General features: G+C 75.0%; 13 protein-coding genes and 1 riboswitch. Of the genes, 7 read left to right on the top strand and 6 right to left on the bottom strand.

Annotated features, from left to right (window positions below):
- Positions 1 to 54: 54 nt before the first annotated feature.
- On the bottom strand, positions 55 to 708 hold the full coding sequence (locus tag ABTX81_RS21320; RefSeq protein WP_350547996.1) for an FMN-binding negative transcriptional regulator: 654 nt from the start codon (positions 706 to 708) through the stop codon (positions 55 to 57).
- 12 nt (positions 709 to 720) lie between these two features.
- Entirely contained in the window at positions 721 to 1,404 is a 684-nt protein-coding gene (locus tag ABTX81_RS21315) for a pyridoxamine 5'-phosphate oxidase family protein (protein ID WP_350547994.1), read from the bottom strand.
- Positions 1,405 to 1,438: 34 nt separating this feature from the next.
- Between ABTX81_RS21315 and ABTX81_RS21310 the strand changes: the two genes are divergently transcribed.
- Entirely contained in the window at positions 1,439 to 2,809 is a 1,371-nt protein-coding gene (locus ABTX81_RS21310; RefSeq protein WP_350547992.1) for an aminotransferase class I/II-fold pyridoxal phosphate-dependent enzyme, read from the top strand.
- A gap of 99 nt (positions 2,810 to 2,908) precedes the next feature.
- On the opposite strand, the gene ABTX81_RS21305 is transcribed toward ABTX81_RS21310, so the two are convergent.
- Positions 2,909 to 4,267, bottom strand: coding sequence for an NAD(P)/FAD-dependent oxidoreductase (locus tag ABTX81_RS21305; protein ID WP_350547990.1), 1,359 nt, complete (start codon positions 4,265 to 4,267; stop codon positions 2,909 to 2,911).
- 210 nt (positions 4,268 to 4,477) lie between these two features.
- On the opposite strand from ABTX81_RS21305, the gene ABTX81_RS21300 reads away from it, so the two are divergent.
- The 3 genes from ABTX81_RS21300 (at position 4,478) to ABTX81_RS21290 (ending at position 6,329) form a co-directional block, all read left to right on the top strand.
- Positions 4,478 to 5,233 (top strand): HipA family kinase, encoded by a 756-nt coding sequence (locus ABTX81_RS21300; protein WP_350547988.1) that lies wholly within the window; start codon positions 4,478 to 4,480, stop codon positions 5,231 to 5,233.
- Between the two features lie 125 nt (positions 5,234 to 5,358).
- On the top strand, positions 5,359 to 5,745 hold the full coding sequence (locus ABTX81_RS21295) for a DUF3037 domain-containing protein (protein ID WP_350548176.1): 387 nt from the start codon (positions 5,359 to 5,361) through the stop codon (positions 5,743 to 5,745).
- 137 nt (positions 5,746 to 5,882) lie between these two features.
- Positions 5,883 to 6,329 (top strand): MarR family winged helix-turn-helix transcriptional regulator, encoded by a 447-nt coding sequence (locus ABTX81_RS21290; RefSeq protein ID WP_350547986.1) that lies wholly within the window; start codon positions 5,883 to 5,885, stop codon positions 6,327 to 6,329.
- Here the strand turns inward: ABTX81_RS21290 and ABTX81_RS21285 are convergent.
- Positions 6,326 to 8,527: a HelD family protein gene (locus ABTX81_RS21285; RefSeq protein WP_350547984.1), complete on the bottom strand. Its 2,202-nt coding sequence runs from the start codon at positions 8,525 to 8,527 to the stop codon at positions 6,326 to 6,328. The two genes, ABTX81_RS21290 and ABTX81_RS21285, sit on opposite strands and share 4 nt — an antisense overlap.
- Before the next feature lie 118 nt (positions 8,528 to 8,645).
- On the opposite strand from ABTX81_RS21285, the gene purB reads away from it, so the two are divergent.
- On the top strand, positions 8,646 to 10,076 hold the full coding sequence (purB, locus tag ABTX81_RS21280) for an adenylosuccinate lyase (RefSeq protein ID WP_350547982.1): 1,431 nt from the start codon (positions 8,646 to 8,648) through the stop codon (positions 10,074 to 10,076).
- Between the two features lie 53 nt (positions 10,077 to 10,129).
- Here purB and ABTX81_RS21275 read toward each other — a convergent pair whose 3' ends face one another.
- Positions 10,130 to 11,674 carry an MFS transporter gene (locus tag ABTX81_RS21275; RefSeq protein WP_350547980.1) on the bottom strand — a complete coding sequence of 515 codons (1,545 nt, stop codon included), beginning with the start codon at positions 11,672 to 11,674 and terminating at the stop codon, positions 10,130 to 10,132.
- Positions 11,675 to 11,985: 311 nt separating this feature from the next.
- Positions 11,986 to 12,148, top strand: a riboswitch (cyclic di-AMP (ydaO/yuaA leader).
- Between the two features lie 3 nt (positions 12,149 to 12,151).
- Here ABTX81_RS21275 and ABTX81_RS21270 point away from each other — a divergent pair.
- Together ABTX81_RS21270 and ABTX81_RS21265 are read left to right on the top strand one after the other, a co-directional pair.
- Positions 12,152 to 13,093 (top strand): M23 family metallopeptidase, encoded by a 942-nt coding sequence (locus ABTX81_RS21270; protein WP_350547978.1) that lies wholly within the window; start codon positions 12,152 to 12,154, stop codon positions 13,091 to 13,093.
- 392 nt (positions 13,094 to 13,485) lie between these two features.
- Positions 13,486 to 15,051: an APC family permease gene (locus ABTX81_RS21265; protein WP_350547976.1), complete on the top strand. Its 1,566-nt coding sequence runs from the start codon at positions 13,486 to 13,488 to the stop codon at positions 15,049 to 15,051.
- Positions 15,052 to 15,067: 16 nt separating this feature from the next.
- Here ABTX81_RS21265 and ABTX81_RS21260 read toward each other — a convergent pair whose 3' ends face one another.
- A complete protein-coding gene (locus tag ABTX81_RS21260) occupies positions 15,068 to 15,814 on the bottom strand; it encodes a DUF2470 domain-containing protein (RefSeq protein ID WP_350547974.1) in 747 nt (248 codons plus the stop codon).
- Positions 15,815 to 15,872: the final 58 nt, after the last annotated feature.

The raw sequence follows: 15,872 nt of genomic DNA, 5'->3' as shown, positions 1-15,872 counted from the left end.
ATCAGCGCCGGGGGGCGCGCGTCGCGGCGGTTGGGCCGAACGGGTGACGGAGCGTCAGCTTCGGGGCCGCCGGGCGGGGGCGGTTCGTTCCGTCCTCCGGGTGTGGCGACGGAGGAGCTGGGTGCGGGCTCCGGCGTCGAGCGGGCGGGCGCGCTCGGCGAGGCGGTCGGCCAGCGCGTACTGCTCGGCGGCGGGCTTCTTGTCGTCGTACTTGAACTTGGCGCGCACCTCGCGGACCGTCAGCCGCAGCCCGGTCAGGCCGGGGAGCAGCCGGCCGAGCTGCCCCTCCCCGGGGGCCACCCGGACCTGCGGGGTCTCCGGCTGGAAGTGACCCAGTTGGCGGTTGAGGATCTCGGCCTTGCCGGCCGGGTCCTCCACCAGCGCGGCGGTGGCGTGGAAGTGCACGGAGGCGTAGTAGCTGGTCGGGGTGCCCGGCTCGCCGCGCCAGTGGCCCGGGGCGAAGGCGTAGTCGTCGGTGACCGCGAGGGTGACCTCCGGGTCCGCCCGGACGGCGGCGAGCAGCGGGTTGGGCGCGGCCAGGTGGAGCAGGATCTCGCCGCGGTCGGCGTCCAGCAGGAAGTGGGTGGGGACGAGCACCGGGCCGTGGCCCGGCCCGCCGTTGGCGGCGAGCAGGCCGAAGTCGCGGCCCTCGGCGAGCCAGGCGCGCCACTCGTCCTCGTCGCCCCGGTCCCAGGATCGGATCAGCATCGGGGCCTCCGGTCAGGCGTCGCGCGGGGCGGTCAGGGCGGCGAGGTTCGCGGGCAGCGGCACCGCAGTGGAGGCGTCCGGTAGGGGCGTGCCGTAGCCGCTGGTGACCGGGACGACGCCGGCCCAGTAGGGCAGGGCGAGGTCCTCGGGGTCGTCGTCGGCGAGGTCGGCCCGGGTCTTGGCGGAGACCTCGTCGAGGTCGAGGCGGATCACCGCGGTGGCGGCGAGTTCCTTGGCGCTGGCCGGGCGCACCTCGGCGGAGCGGCCCGGGACGACCTGGTCGACCAGCGCGTCCAGCGCGACCGTCAGCTCCTCGGGGTCGGTGACCTGGTGGGCGGTGCCGTGGGCGACCACCGAGCGGAAGTTGACCGAGTGGTTGAACGCGGACTTGGTCAGCACCAGGGCGTCGACCAGGGTGACGGTGACGCAGACCGGCAGGCCTTCCCCGCCCCTGGCCCCGCGCAGCGGCCGGCTGCCGGTGGAGCCGTGCACATAGAGGCGGTCGCCGACCCGGGCGTGGATGGTGGGCAGGACGACCGGCGCCCCGTCGGCGACGAAGCCGAGGTGGCAGAGGTAGGTGGCGTCCAGGATCGCGTGGATCGCCTCGCGCTCCCAGGTGGCACGGTCCTTGTAGCGGGTGGGGGTGGTGCGCAGGGTGCGGGGATAGGACGTGTCACTGTCCGGCGTGATCGACATGACAACCTCTATGTACTAGTGCATAATCTCTTTTGTGCTAGGAGACTATCGGATCACCGGTCGGCGTGCCAGCGAGATCGCGGCCGAGGTCGAGCGGGGTGTCAGCGACGGCCGGCTCGCCCCCGGGACGTCGCTGCCGGCGCTGCGCGACCTCGCCGCCGAACTCGGCGTCAACCCCAACACGGTGGCCGCCGCCTACCGGCTGCTCCGCGACCGCGGCGTGATCGAGACCGCCGGGCGCAAGGGCAGCCGGATCCGCCCGCGCCCCGCCCACACCCCGCGCGACCAGATCCGCCTGCCGGTCCCGCCGCACGCCCGCGACCTCTCCGACGGCAACCCCGACCCGGCGCTGCTGCCCGACCTCACCGCCGCCCTCGCCGCCGCCGCCGAGGCCGCCCGCCGCTCCCCGGTCCGCTACGGCGACCCGGCCGCCGACCCCGGGCTGCTCGCCCTGGCCGGCGCGGACTTCGCCGCCGACGGCCTGCCGTCCGGGCCGATCGCCGTCGCGTCCGGCTCGCTGGACACCATCGAGCGGATCCTGGTCACCCGGCTGCGCCCCGGCGACGCCGTCGCGGTCGAGGACCCGGGCTGGGGCAGCCTGCTCGACCTGCTGCCGGCGCTCGGCCTGCGCACCGTGCCGGTCCGGCTGGACGACGCGGGCCCGGTGCCGGGGTCGCTGGCCGAGGCGCTGGCCGGCGGAGTGCGGGCGGTGGTCGTCACCAGCCGGGCGCAGAACCCGACCGGGGCCGCGCTCACCGCCGAGCGGGCCGCGGAACTGCGCGCGGTGCTGGCGGGTCACCCGGAGGTGCTGCTGATCGAGGACGACCACGGCCACGGCATCGTCGACCTGCCCTACCACCCGCTGGCCGGGGCGGGCTCGACGCACTGGGCGGTGGTGCGCTCGGCGGCCAAGGCGTACGGGCCGGACCTGCGGCTGTCGGTCGCGGTCGGGGACGCGGACACCGTCGGCCGGGTGCTCGGGCGCCAGCGGCTGGGGACCGGCTGGGTCAGCCACCTGCTCCAGCACACGGTGGCCGAGCTGTGGCGCGCGGACGCGGCGCCGGCCGGCCGGGTGGCCGCCGCCTACCGGGCGCGCCGGGAGGCGTTGATCGGCGCGCTGGCCGAGCGGGGGATCGCGGCGCACGGGGCGAGCGGGCTGAACGTCTGGGTGCCGGTGCCGGTGCCGGACGAGGCCGTGGCGCTCGCGGCGCTGGTGCAGCGCGGCTGGGTCGCGGCGCCCGGCGCGCGGTACCGGCTGCAGTCGCCGCCCGGACTGCGGATCACCGTGGCGCGGCTCGACCCGGCGGACGCCCGGCGGCTGGCCGCGGACCTGGCGGCGGTGCTGGGCGGGGTGGACGGGATCGCCGGGCCGGGCGCGGAGGCCGCGGTGTCGCGGCTGATCTGACATCGGCCTCAAGCGATCACCGCCGATCTGAACCCGATCGGCGGTCGCCCGTCCTCCGTCGTCCGGGGACTGTCCGGGAAGGAGGGGCGCCCGGGGCGGTCAGCCCTTGGCGAGCAGCGCCTGGGCGTGCTCCCGGACCTGATCCTTCGTCAGATAGGCGTCGGTGTACTCGAAGTCGCGCAGCCGGGCGGGCTGGCGGGCGAGGAAGCCGGTCCGCACGAAGTCGTCGCCGGCGGCCGCGTTGAGCACCCAGTTGGCGCCGACCCGGAACTTCGCGACATTGGTGCGCATCGCCATCAGGTGGTAGCCGCGCGCCACCAACTGGGCGGGAACGCCGCGCAGTTCCACCCCGACCGGCTTGGAGACGGCGTCCTTGCCGCCGAGGTCCACGACCAGGCCCAGATCCTTGTGGTAGTACGGCTCCAGCGGCTGGTTGCGCAGCGCCGCGATCACGTTGTTGGCCACCGCCCGGCCCTGGCGGGCCGAGTGCTGGGCGGTCGGCGGACAGACCGCGCCGTCGCCCTTGGCGAGGTCCGGCACGGCGGCGGCGTCGCCGAGCGCGAAGACGCCCTCGAACTGCGGCACCCGCATCTCCGCCGTCACCGCGATCCGCCCGCGCACCGTCTCGGCGTCCAGGGTGGCGATCAGCGGGCTCGCCGCGACGCCGGCCGTCCAGATCAGCGTCCGGCAGGGCAGCACCCGCCCGTCGGTGAACTTGACCGACTCGGCGCCCACCTCGGCCACCGAGACGCCCAGCGACACCTCGATGCCGCGCTCGCGCAGCACCTCCAGGGCGGCGGTGCCGAGGGCGTCGCCCAGTTCGGGCATCAGCTTCGGCGCGATGTCGATGAGGTGCCACTTGATCTGCCGGGCGTCCAGCCGCGGGTAGCGGAGGGCGGCGGCGGTGGTGAGCCGCTGCAGGCAGGCGGCGGTCTCGGTGCCCGCGTAGCCGCCGCCGACCACCACGAACTGCAGCCGGGACTCGCGCTCCTTCGGGTCCGGGCTGGCCGAGGCGAGGTCGAGCTGGGCGATCACGTGGTCGCGGACGTAGGCCGCCTCGGCGAGGGTCTTCATACCGCGCGCGTAGTCGGTCAGCCCTGGGATGTCGAAGGTGCGGGTGACGCTGCCCGGGGCCAGCACCAGGTAGTCGTACTTCTGCGCCACCACCTCGTCGGTGATCTTGCGGACCACGCAGACCTTGGAGGCCGGGTCCACGCCGATCGCGCCGCCGGGCACGATGTGGGTGCGCCGCAGCGAGCGGCGCAGCGAGACGGCCACCGACTGCGGCGTGAGCACGCCGGCCGCGACGTGCGGCAGCAGCGGCAGGTAGAGCTGGTAGCTGAACGGCGTGACCAGGGAGATCTCCGCCTCCGCGGGGGAGAGCTTGCGCTCCAGCCGGCGCGCGCACTCCAGTCCGGCGAAGCCGCCGCCCACGACCAGGATCCGGGCTCGTTCCATCGTGCGTCCCTCACAGTGCAGGTTGTGACCGGTGCGGGTGGTGACCGGCGCGGGTGGTGACCGGTGACTCCACGGCGCGACCTTCGGGTGCTCCGATTACTGTCCGCCACACTCGCACGGAGCAGCCGGGGCTGCCACCCGGGGCGACCCGGGCGGGCGAGCGTGCCGAGCGACACCCGCCCCGTGCATATGCCCGATAGGCTGTCCGGCGTGCTCCCCGAGGTGACGGCGGTCCGTTATGTGACGCCACTGCGAGAAGGCGGCTCGATGCCGGGCCTGGTCGAGGCCGACGATCGGCGGCTGTACGCGCTGAAGTGGGTCGGCGCGGCCCAGGGCCGCAAGGCGCTGGTCGCGGAGGTGCTGGCCGGTGAACTCGGCCGGCGGCTCGGCCTGCCGGTGCCCGAGCTGGTGACGGTCGACCTGGATCCGGTGCTGGCCCGCAGCGAGCCGGATCCGCAGATCCAGGACCAGATGCGGGCCAGCGGCGGCCTCAACCTGGGCATGGCCTTCGTCAGCGGCGCGCTCAACTTCGACCCGCTCTGCTTCGAGGTGGACGCCGGGCTGGCCGGGCAGGTGCTCTGGTTCGACGCGCTGATCGGCAATGTCGACCGCTCCTGGCGCAACCCCAACCTGCTGGTCGCCACGGGCGGCCTGCGGCTGATCGACCACGGCGCGAGCCTGATCTTCCACCACCACTGGGCGGGCGCCGCCGGCTGGACCCGCCGTCCGTACGACGCCTCCGACCACGCGCTGCTGGGCGCCGAGCCGGACCTGCTCGCGGCCGACAAGGCGCTCGCCCCGCTGGCCGAGGCGGCGATCGAGGAGGCGGTGGCGCGGATCCCGGACGTCTGGCTGACGGACGAGCCCGGGTTCGACTCGCCCGGGGCGGTGCGCGAGGCGTACCGCGCCCAGTTGACCGCACGACTGGCCGGTCCCCGCGACTGGCTGCCGGAGGTGTCCGCATGACCGAGTCCGGCTTCGAGGAGTTCGGGCTGTCCGAGTCCCGGCTGTCCGGTTCCCGGCTGTCCTGGTCGGCGGACTCCGGCCCGGCCGAGCTCCGGGCGGGCGAGTCGGCGCGCTCGGCGGTGCCGCTGCGGGCCGAGCTGAACGAGTACGAGTACGCGGTGATCCGGGCGGTGCCCCGGGTGGAGCGCGGCGAGTGCGTCAACGTGGGCGTGCTGCTGTACTGCCGCAACGGCTCCCACCTGGCCGCGCGGACCCACCTGGACCAGGCCCGGCTGCTGGCGCTGGACCCGGTCGCCGACGTGTCCTCGGTGCGGCGGGCGCTGCACGGGATCGAGGTGGCCTGCGCGGGCGGGCCGCAGGCCGGTCCGGCCGCGGCGGACAGCCCGGGGCAGCGGTTCCGCTGGCTCACGGCCCCGCGCAGCGCGGTGGTGCAGCCGGGCCCGGTGCACACCGGCCTGACCGCCGATCCTGAGGCGGAGCTGCGCCGGCTGTTCGACCAGCTGGTGCTGTGAGCGCGCTTCGGGCGTGCTCCGGGCGGGCATGGACCGTGCTGTGAGCCGGAGGGTTTCGGGGTCAGGCGCTTTGGCCGCCGGACCTTTGCCGTGCTCAAATCTTGAGTTGCTGAAGCAGTCGGTCGTAGGCTGACCCCATGGGTTCGACGACGACCACGACCGTACCGACCAACGCCGAGCTGATGGAGGCGCTGGCCGCCGTCGGCGGTGCGTACTTCCAGGACTTCGCGGCGGCCGCCGCCCGGCACGGTCTCTCCTCCTCGCAGGCCAAGGCGCTCGGCGCCGTCCAGGAACCGGTGCCGATGCGCGCGCTGGCGGGGCGGCTGGGCTGTGACGCCTCCAACGTGACCGGGATCGTCGACCGGCTGGAGGCGCTGGGCCTGGCCCGCCGGGAGGCCTCGGCGGGCGACCGGCGGGTCAAGATCGTGGTCATCAGCGAGCAGGGCCGGGAGATCCTGGCGCTGATCCGCGGCGAGATGGGCCGCACCCACCAGGCCTTCGAGAGCCTCGACGGCGAGCAGCGCGCGGCGCTGCACTCGATCTGCGTCCAGGTCCTCCCGGTGCTCAGCGGCCGCACCGCCTAGTCACCACCGGCCAGGACCGTCGCGAGGGCGGGCGGCAGCGGGGTGTGGTGGAGCAGGGTGAGGCGCCGGGTCGCGCGGGTGAGGGCGACGTAGAGGTCCGGCGCGCCCTGGGCGAGGAGGGCGGCCGGGTCGAGCACGACGACCGCGTCGAACTCCAGGCCCTTGGCCTCGCGGACGGTCAGCGCCCCCAGCGCGGCGGCGCCGGCGTCCGGGGCGATCACCCCGAGGGTGCCGGGGCCGGCGGGCAGCGCGGCCAGCGCGGCGGCGTAGTCGCCGCCCGGGACGGGGACCGCGCGCGGGCGCTCGGGGGTCTCCCGGACGGCCTCGGGCGGTTGCCGGCCGGGCGCGTGGGCGCGCAGCACCGCCGCCGCCGGGGCCATGATCGCCGCCGGGGTGCGGTAGTTGACGGTGAGCCGCTCCTCGCGCCAGCGGCCCGGCAGTTCGCGGTCCAGCAGCTCGGCCCAGGACGACCGGGCGCCGGCCGGCGAGGCGGTCTGGGCGAGGTCGCCGACGATGGTCAGCGAGCGGGTCGGCACCCGGCGCAGCACGGCGCGCCAGGCCATCGCGGACAGCTCCTGGGCCTCGTCGACCACCACGTGCCCGTACGCCCAGGTGCGGTCCTCGGCGGCGCGCTCGGCGGTGGTGCGGTCCGGGCCGGTGTCGCGGAACCGCTCGGCGAGCAGCCCGGCGTCCAGGGTGGCGTCGTCCCGCTGGCCGGTGACGGTGAGCACGCCCTCGGCGTAGGCCAACTCCTCCGCCAGGTCCCGTTCGGCGGCGCGGGAGCGGGCCCGGGCGGTGGCGCCGTCCTCGCCGAGGAGCTCCGCCGCCTCGTCGAGCAGCGGGACGTCCCCGGTGGTCCACGGCGCGCCGGGCGGGCGCAGCACGGCGGCGCGTTCGGCGGGGGAGAGGCCGGGGGCGGCGGCGGCCAGCAGGGCGGGGTCGGAGAGCAGCCGGTCGACCACGTGATGTGGCGTCAGGACCGGCCACAGGGCGTCGAGTTCGGCGCGGACCTCGGGCTGCTCCCAGAGCTCGCGCGGGGCGTAGCGGGCCTCCTCCTCGTCGTATGGGCGGCCGAGCGAGAGCGCCTGGGCCACCGCGAGGGCGTCCAGCAGGGTGCGCAGGAAGAACGCGCGGGCCCGGTTGTGCGCCAGCCGCAGGCCGCGCGCCGCCTCCCTGGCCTCGGCGCAGACCCGGCGGGGCAGTCGCAGGTGCTCGCCGAGCCGCAGGCCGTCGGCGGGCAGCGGTTGGTGGGCCTCGACGGCGCGCCGGAGCACGTCGGCCATCCACGGCCCGCCCTTGACCACGGCGGCGGCCGGGGTGTCCTCGGCGGTGGCCCGGACGCCGGGGAACAGCTCGCCGACGGTGCGCAGCACCACCTCGGTCTCGCCGAGGGCCGGCAGCACCTGGTCGATGTAGCGCAGGAAGGCCGGGTTGGGGCCGATCAGCAGGACGCCGCGCCGCTCCAGCACCGCGCGGTGGGTGTACAGCAGATAGGCGGCGCGGTGCAGGGCGGTGACCGTCTTCCCGGTGCCGGGGCCGCCCTGGACGACCAGGGCGCCGGGCAGCGGTGCGCGGATCACCCGGTCCTGCTCGGCCTGGATGGTGGCGACCACGCCGGCCATCCGGCCGGTGCGCTCGCGCTCCAGGGCGGCCAGCAGCGCCGCCTCGCCGACCAGGCCGCGCCGGCCGGGCTCGTCCAGGGCGCCCAGGTCGAGCGCCTCGTCGTCCAGCCCGGTGAGGGTGCGGCCGCGGGTGTGCAGGTGGCGGCGGCGGACCAGCTCGCCGGGGTCGGCCGGGGTGGCGGTGTAGAACGGGCGGGCGGCGGGGGCGCGCCAGTCGACCAGCACCGGCTCGTAGGTGTCGGTGAGCTCGTCGGTGAGGCCGATCCGGCCGAGGTAGCGGACGGTGCCGTCGCGGTGGTCCAGGCGGCCGAAGCAGAGGCCGCGCTCGACGGCGTCCAGCCGGGCGGCGCGGCGGGCGGCCTCGGCGGCACGCAGTTCGCGCTCCAACCGGGCCTGGTGGGTGCCGCCCGGGCCGGCCTCGCGGCCGGCCGCCGTTAGAGCGCGGCGGGCGCGGTCGCGGGCGGCGTCCAGATGGGCGTAGAGGCCGGTCAGCCGGGCCTGTTCGGCGTGCAGGGCCTCGGCGAGGCGGTCGTCCGTCGGGGTCGGGCGGGTGGGAACCGCTGGAGATCCGTTCATGGGTGTGGTATCCTTGCGGTGAGGAGTTTGTCGGGTGCTTGGTGACGGTTGCTCAAGTACCCCAGCCTACCCGAGCCCGTGCCGTTCCGGCTGACCTCGGCTGTTAGGCTTGCGAAGCGTGAGCGCGAAGCCCCAGATCCCCAATGTCCTGGCCTCCCGGTACGCCTCGGCGACCCTGGCCCAGCTCTGGTCCCCCGAGCACAAGGTGGTCCTCGAGCGCCACCTCTGGCTCGCCGTCCTGAAGGCCCAGCAGGACCTCGGTGTCGAGGTGCCCGCCACCGCCGTCGCCGACTACGAGCGGGTGATCGACCAGGTCGACCTCGCCTCCATCGCCGCCCGCGAGCGGATCACCCGGCACGACGTCAAGGCCCGCATCGAGGAGTTCAGCGAGCTCGCCGGCCACGAGCAGATCCACAAGGGCATGACGTCCCGGGACCTGACCGAGAACGTCGAGCAGCTGCAGATCCGCCAGTCACTGGAGCACGTGCGCGACCGCACCGTCGCCGTGCTGGTCCGCCTGGGCCGGCTCTCCGCCGAGCACGCCGAGCTGGTCATGGCCGGCCGCTCGCACAACGTGGCGGCGCAGGCCACCACCCTGGGCAAGCGCTTCGCGTCGATCACCGACGAGCTGCTGGTCGCCTTCCGCCGTCTGGAGGAGCTGATCGCCCGCTACCCGCTGCGCGGGATCAAGGGCCCGGTCGGCACCGCGCAGGACATGCTGGACCTGCTCGGCGGCGACACCGAGAAGCTCGCCGAGCTGGAGCGCCGGGTCGCCGGGCACCTCGGCTTCGAGAACGTGCTCACCAGCGTCGGCCAGGTCTACCCGCGCTCGCTGGACTTCGAGGTGCTGACCGCCCTCGTCCAGCTGGCCGCCGCGCCGTCCAGCCTGGCCAAGACCATCCGCCTGATGGCCGGCCACGAGCTGGTGACCGAGGGCTTCAAGGAGGGCCAGGTCGGCTCCTCGGCGATGCCGCACAAGATGAACACCCGCTCCTGCGAGCGCGTCAACGGCCTGGCCGTCATCCTGCGCGGCTACGCGTCGATGACCGGCGAGCTGGCCGGCGACCAGTGGAACGAGGGCGACGTCTCCTGCTCCGTGGTCCGCCGGGTCGCGCTGCCGGACGCCTTCTTCGCCTTCGACGGCCTGCTGGAGACCTTCCTGACCGTCCTCGACGAGTTCGGCGCCTTCCCGGCCGTGATCGAGGCCGAGCTGGACCGCTACCTGCCGTTCCTGGCCACCACCAAGGTGCTGATGGGCGCGGTGCGCGCGGGCGTCGGCCGGGAGACCGGGCACGAGGTCATCAAGGAGCACGCCGTCGCCTCGGCGCTCGCGATGCGGGCCGGCGCGCGGGAGAACGAGCTGCTGGACCGGCTGGCGAACGACGAGCGGATCCCGCTGGACCGGGCCGCGCTGGACGCGCTGCTGGCCGACAAGCTGTCCTTCACCGGTGCGGCCGGGGCGCAGGTCGCCGAGGTCGTCCGCCAGGTCGAGGCCGTCGCGGCCGCGTACCCGGAGGCGGCCAAGTACGCTCCGGGCGACATTCTCTGACGGTTCGCCGGCCGGAAGTGCCCGCCCCTTCGGCTCGGGGGCGAGCGGGCGAGTCACAGCCCCGTCGCCGATGAGGCGGCGGGGCCTTCGCCGTGTTCGGTGGGGACCGGGGCGGGGTGGCCGGGGTCGAGGGGCGGGGCGTTGGTGGCGCAGGCGTAGCGGCAGTCCGGCTCGGCCACCGGGTGGTCGTCCTCCGGGGCCAGCACATTGCCGTGGACGGCGGCCAGCGCCGTCAGCCCGCCGGCCACCAGCAGCCCGGCGCAGATCAGCATCGCGGTGTGGAAGGCGGAGTCGACCGCGTCCGGCACCCGGTAGGCGTCACCGCTCAGGCCGGCCAGCGCGGGCAGCGCGGCGACCGCCAGCAGGCCGGCCGCCCGGGCCGCGGCGTTGTTGACGCCGCTGGCGATGCCGGCGTGCCGCACCTCCACCGCGGCCAGCACGGTGGCGGTCAGCGGTGCGACCAGCAGCACCATGCCGCTGCCCATCACCGTGACGGCGGGCAGCACGTCCGTCCAGTACGAGGCGTCCGGGCCGATCCGCAGCATCAGCAGGACACCCGCCGCGCAGAGCAGCGGGCCGACGGTGAGCGGCAGCCGGGGGCCGATCCGCTTGCCCAGCCGGCCGGCCCGGGCGGACAGCGCCAGCATGATCACGGTGATCGGCACCAGGGCCAGCCCGGAGACCAGGGGTGAGAAGCCGGAGACGATCTGCAGCTGGACGACCAGCAGGAAGAAGACACCGCTGAACGCCGCGTAGACGGCGAGGGTGACCAGGTTCACGGCGGTGAACAGCCGTGAGGAGAACAGGCCGAGCGGCAGCATCGGCTCCGGGGTGCGGCGCTCGACCGCGACGAAGGCGGCGCCGAGCAGCACGCCCGCCGCGCCGGTGACCCAGACCGCGGGGGACAGGCCCTTCCCGGCGGCGGTCAGCGCGTAGGTGACGGCGCCCAGCGCCAGGGCGGCCAGCACCGCGCCGAGCACGTCGAAGCGGCCGGTCGCCGACTCGTCCCGGCTCTCCGGCACGTGCCGGGCGGAGACCGCCACCACCAGCGCGGCCAGCGGCAGGTTCAGCAGGAAGATCCAGCGCCAGCCCGGCCCGTCGACCAGCCAGCCGCCGAGGAACGGTCCGACCGCCGCCGACACCCCGCCGAGTCCGGACCAGAGGCCGACCGCCGCCGAGCGGTCCTCCGGGTGGAAGACGGCCTGGAGCATCGCCAGGGAGCCGGGGGTGAGCAGTGCCCCGCCGACGCCCTGCACGGCGCGCGCGAGGATCAGCACCTCGATGTTCGGGGCGGCGGCGCAGGCCGCGGAGGCGGCGGCGAACCAGACCACGCCGAGCAGGAAGACCCGGCGCCGGCCGTACCGGTCGCCGAGCGCGCCGCCGAGCAGGATCAGGCCCGCCAGGGTGAGCAGATAGGCGTTGAGCGTCCATTGCAGGGCGTCGAGTTGGGCGCCGAGGTCGGCGCCGATCCGGGGCAGCGCGACGTTCACGACGGTCCCGTCCAGCATCGCCATGCTGGAGCCGAGCACCGTCGCCAGAAGTACCCAGCGACCCTGCGCGGTGCCCAACCGCAGGGTGCCGGCCTCGGAGGTGGCCACGGCCCATGATCCGCCGGGCGGGGCCGACGTGACAAGGGTCACCGGGGGGTGTGTCGGGGAATGTCCGCTGCGTGAGTGATCGTGTGCGTACCGGTTCCGATATCGGCGCAGGGTCGCGGATCACGTGCGCGGCGTAAATGGATTGTGTGCGTACTGTGTATCGGTTTCATGCGGAGCGTCACGGTGATGCGGACTTTGGTCCCGGGGCCTGGAGATCGACATTGCTTCACCCGAACGGATGAGTTTTAGTTCAGCGACCGCCCGGCGTCAGCCCGGGTGGCCACCGGGTGGAACGCCTAGTCCTGCCGCTGCCCGGTGGTACGCAACGAACTCTGTACGGCAGGAGCGGGGGACCCACAGGTAAGTCGCCGGACCCGAATTCGCGGTCCGGCTCGGGGTGAAGCCGCCTTTTGCGGCCGGGCAACTCCAGCCCGAACCCGACAGCTCACCTCGCAGGCGTCGGAGAGGACATTTCGCATGCCCGCACACGCTCGTCGTACCGCCCTGCCCCGCGCCGCCCGCATCGGCATCGCCACCGCCGTCACCGGCGCCGCGTTCGCCCTCCCGCTGGTGACCGCGGTCAGCGCCCAGGCCCACGAGGTCCCGGCCGCCAAGCCCGCCGCTCCGGCCGCGCAGCAGGCGGCCCCGGCCGCTCCGGCCGCCGCCCCGGTCGAGGAGAGCTACAAGGTCGTCGGCGGGGACACCCTGTCGAAGATCGCCGCCGCGAAGAACGTCAACGGTGGCTGGCAGGCGCTGTACGAGCACAACCGCTCGGTCATCGGCGCCAACCCGAACCTGATCTTCCCGGGCCAGAAGCTCGCGCTCGGCACCAAGGCCGCTCCGGCCGTTAAGCCGGCCGCCAAGCCGGCCGCCCCGGCCGCTCCGGCCACCAAGCCGGCCGCGCCCGCCGCCAAGCCGGCCGCGCCCGCCGCGAAGCCCGCCGCCCCGGCCGCGAAGCCGGCGGTCCAGACCACCGCCGCCCCGGTCGCGACCCCGGTCGTCGCCGCCACCTCCGGCTACGTCGCCCCGCTGGCCAACCCGAAGCTCGGCACCGCCTACGGCGTGGCCGGCTCGATGTGGGCCTCCGGCCACCACACCGGCGCCGACTTCGTCGCCTCCACCGGCACCCCGCTGCGCGCCATCGCCAACGGCACCGTGGTGAAGGCCGGCAACGGCGGCGCCTACGGCAACGAGGTCGAGATCAAGCTCGCCGACGGCAAGTACGCCCAGTACGCGCACCTCTCCTCGATCGGCGTGAAGGTCGGCCAGACCGTCACCGCCGGCCAGCAGATCGGCCTCTCCGGTGCCACCGGCAACGTGACCGGCCCGCACCTGCACTTCGAGGTCCGCACCGGCTCGGAGTACGGCTCGGACATCGACCCGATCGCCTACCTGCGGGCGCACGGCGTCGCGATCTGACCCTCCGGTCGGATCACCTCCACCACCGCTGGGTGCGGGGCGAAGACGACTCTCCCGGGATGGTCATGTCGGGTGACCGCTCGACCGGGTGATCGCCGCACCTCCAGTGGATCGACGGGCGCGGGACACGCCCGTCCGGCCGGCCCGGTTCGCGAGACCTCCCTCGCGAGCCGGGCCGGCCGCCGTCGTTCGCAGGCCGTTCGCCGGCCGTTCGCCACCGGCGTTTCCGGTCGAACGGGCCGGGCCGACGGTCGAACAGGGCGTCAACCGCGTGCTGGTGACGCCGGGTCGGCCCGCTTTGCGGGTTCGCGCGCCGGGCCCCGATGCTGTCGGGTTGGCATCGCCCGACCGGTCCGGCGGGCGGCACGGGCACAGCGGGTGAAGGGGGCCGGATGGCCGTCCAGCGCGGGGAAGCGGTCGAGGACGCGGGACAGCGGCCGGGGGCGGGGGTGGACCGGCTGAAGGCGGACTCGGTCGGCCTGGCGGGCGTGGTCTTCATGGCGGTCGCCGCGGCGGCGCCGATCACCGCGATGACCGGCAACCTCCCGATCGTCGTCGGCCAGGGCAACGGCGCCGGCGCGCCCGCCGCGTACGTCTTCGTGACCGTGGTGCTCACCGTCTTCTCGGTCGGCTACGTGGCGATGGCCCGCCACCTCACCGCGGCAGGGGCGTTCTACGGCTACATCTCGCACGGGCTGGGCCGGGTGGTCGGGATGGCCTCGGGGCTGCTGGCGGTGCTCGCGTACATCGTCTTCGAGGCGGCGGTCGTCGGCTTCTTCGCGTACGCGCTGCGCGGGCTGGTGGCGGCGCAGCTGGGGGTGGAGCTGCCCTGGGGCTGGTACGCGGCGCTCGGGCTGCTGGTGATCGGGATTCTGGCCTGGTTCGACGTGCATCTGACCGCGCGGGTGCTCGGGGTGGCGCTGGTGCTGGAGGTCACCGTGCTGGGCGCGGTCTCGCTGGCCGTGCTGTTCACCGGCGGCGGGCCGGACGGGCTGGTGGCCGGGGAGGCGCTCGATCCGCTGAACGCCTTCCGCGGCGTGGGCGGAGGCGCCGGGGCCGGGCTGGGGCTGTTCTTCGCGTTCTGCTCCTGGGTCGGCTTCGAGTCCACCGCGATGTACGGCGAGGAGTCCCGCGACCCGAAGCGGGTGGTGCCGAGGGCGACGCTGATCTCGGTGATCGGGGTCGGGCTGTTCTACGTCTTCGTCTCCTGGATGATCGTCTCCGGCAACGGGACGCGGCGCGCGGTGGACGTCGCCAACGGCCTGGTCCCCGGCAAGAACGGCAACAGCCTGTTCTTCGATCCGCTCGGCGCGCACTTCGGCGGCTGGGCGGTGACGGTGTTCCAGTGGCTGGTGGTGAGCGGGTCCTTCGCCTGCGCGATGGCCTTCCACCAGTGCGCGGCCCGGTACCTGTACGCGATCGGGCGCGAGGGGTTCCTCCACCCGGCGCTCGGGCGCACCCATCCGCGGCACGGCTCGCCGCACGTCGCCTCGGTGGTCCAGTCGGTGATCGGAGCGGCGCTGGTGGGCGGGTTCCTGGTGGCCGGGATGGACCCGTACGCGCACCTGTACACGCTGCTGGCGCTGCTCGGGACGATGGCGATCCTGATCGTGCAGACGCTCTGCTCGTTCGCGGTGGTCGGCTACTTCCACGTGCAGGGCCGGCATCCGGGGACCCGGCACTGGTTCCGGACGCTGCTCGCGCCGCTGCTGGGCGGGGTGGCGATGGCCGGGGTGGTGGCCCTGCTGGTGGTCCACCGGGACGCCGCCGCCGGGGCGGCCGCCGGCACGCTGCTCTTCCGGCTGATCCCGTACCTGGTGATCGGCACCTTCCTGGGCGGGATCGGGCTGGCGCTGTGGCTGCGCGCCCGGCGGCCGGAGCGGTACGCCCGGATCGGGCGGATCATCCTGGAGGACGCGGCGGAGCGTGCCGACGACGCCGCGCCGGTGGGTGCCTGACGGATCGTCGGTCCGATCAGTGCCGGCGGGCGGGCAGCACCTGCTCGGCGGCGGCCACCAGTTGGTGCACCCGGTGGCCGAACTCGTCGGCGTCGCGGGCCGGTTCGGGGAAGACCAGGCGGACGTCGCGGTGGCCGCCCGGGTGGTCCAGGCGGAGCACCAGGCCGTACCGGTCGAGGGCGAGCGGGCGGACGGCGGGGAGCCCGGCGAGCAGTTCCGGGTCGATCAGCCGGGTGAGCACGGCGAGCGCGTCGGGGTGGCCGTCGGCCAGGTGGGTGAGCAGGCCGGCCTCGTAGCGGGCCAGCGGGTCGGGGGCGGCGGCCGCGAGGTCGGCGCCGGTGATCGCGGTGGTGCCGTAGGGGGTGGAGAGCACGGCGTGGGCGACGTCCAGGCGGAGGTGGACGCCGAGGCCGTCGTCGGCGAGGTGGGCGAGCTGGAGCCGGCCGGCCAGGGTGAGGCGGCCGCGGACCCGGTCGCGGACGGCCACCGGGGCGATGTCGGTGACGTCGAGCACGACGGCGAGGCCGTCCTGCTCGCGGGCCACGGCGGCGGTCAGCGGGGCGTCGAGCGGGGCGCGCAGCCGCAGCCGGGAGCCGTGCACCGAGACGGGGGTGGCGAGTTCGTGCTGCTCGCCGCAGGCGCGGACGACCACCGAGGAGGTGGCGGTGAGCAGGCCGGCGATCCGCTCGGCGGCGCTCGGCTCGGGGATCCCGGCGCTCTCGGCGGCCGTGTCGATCGCGGCGTCGTGGGGGTGCGGGCTCATGGGTGGGGACCTCCGGCGGGCTGCCTGCCTGTTGGTTAGGTGAGCCTAACCTAATGAG

The organism is Kitasatospora sp. NPDC097605 (assembly GCF_040302725.1).
GTDB lineage: Bacteria > Actinomycetota > Actinomycetes > Streptomycetales > Streptomycetaceae > Kitasatospora.
This window is presented reverse-complemented; position numbering and strand designations above follow the sequence as displayed.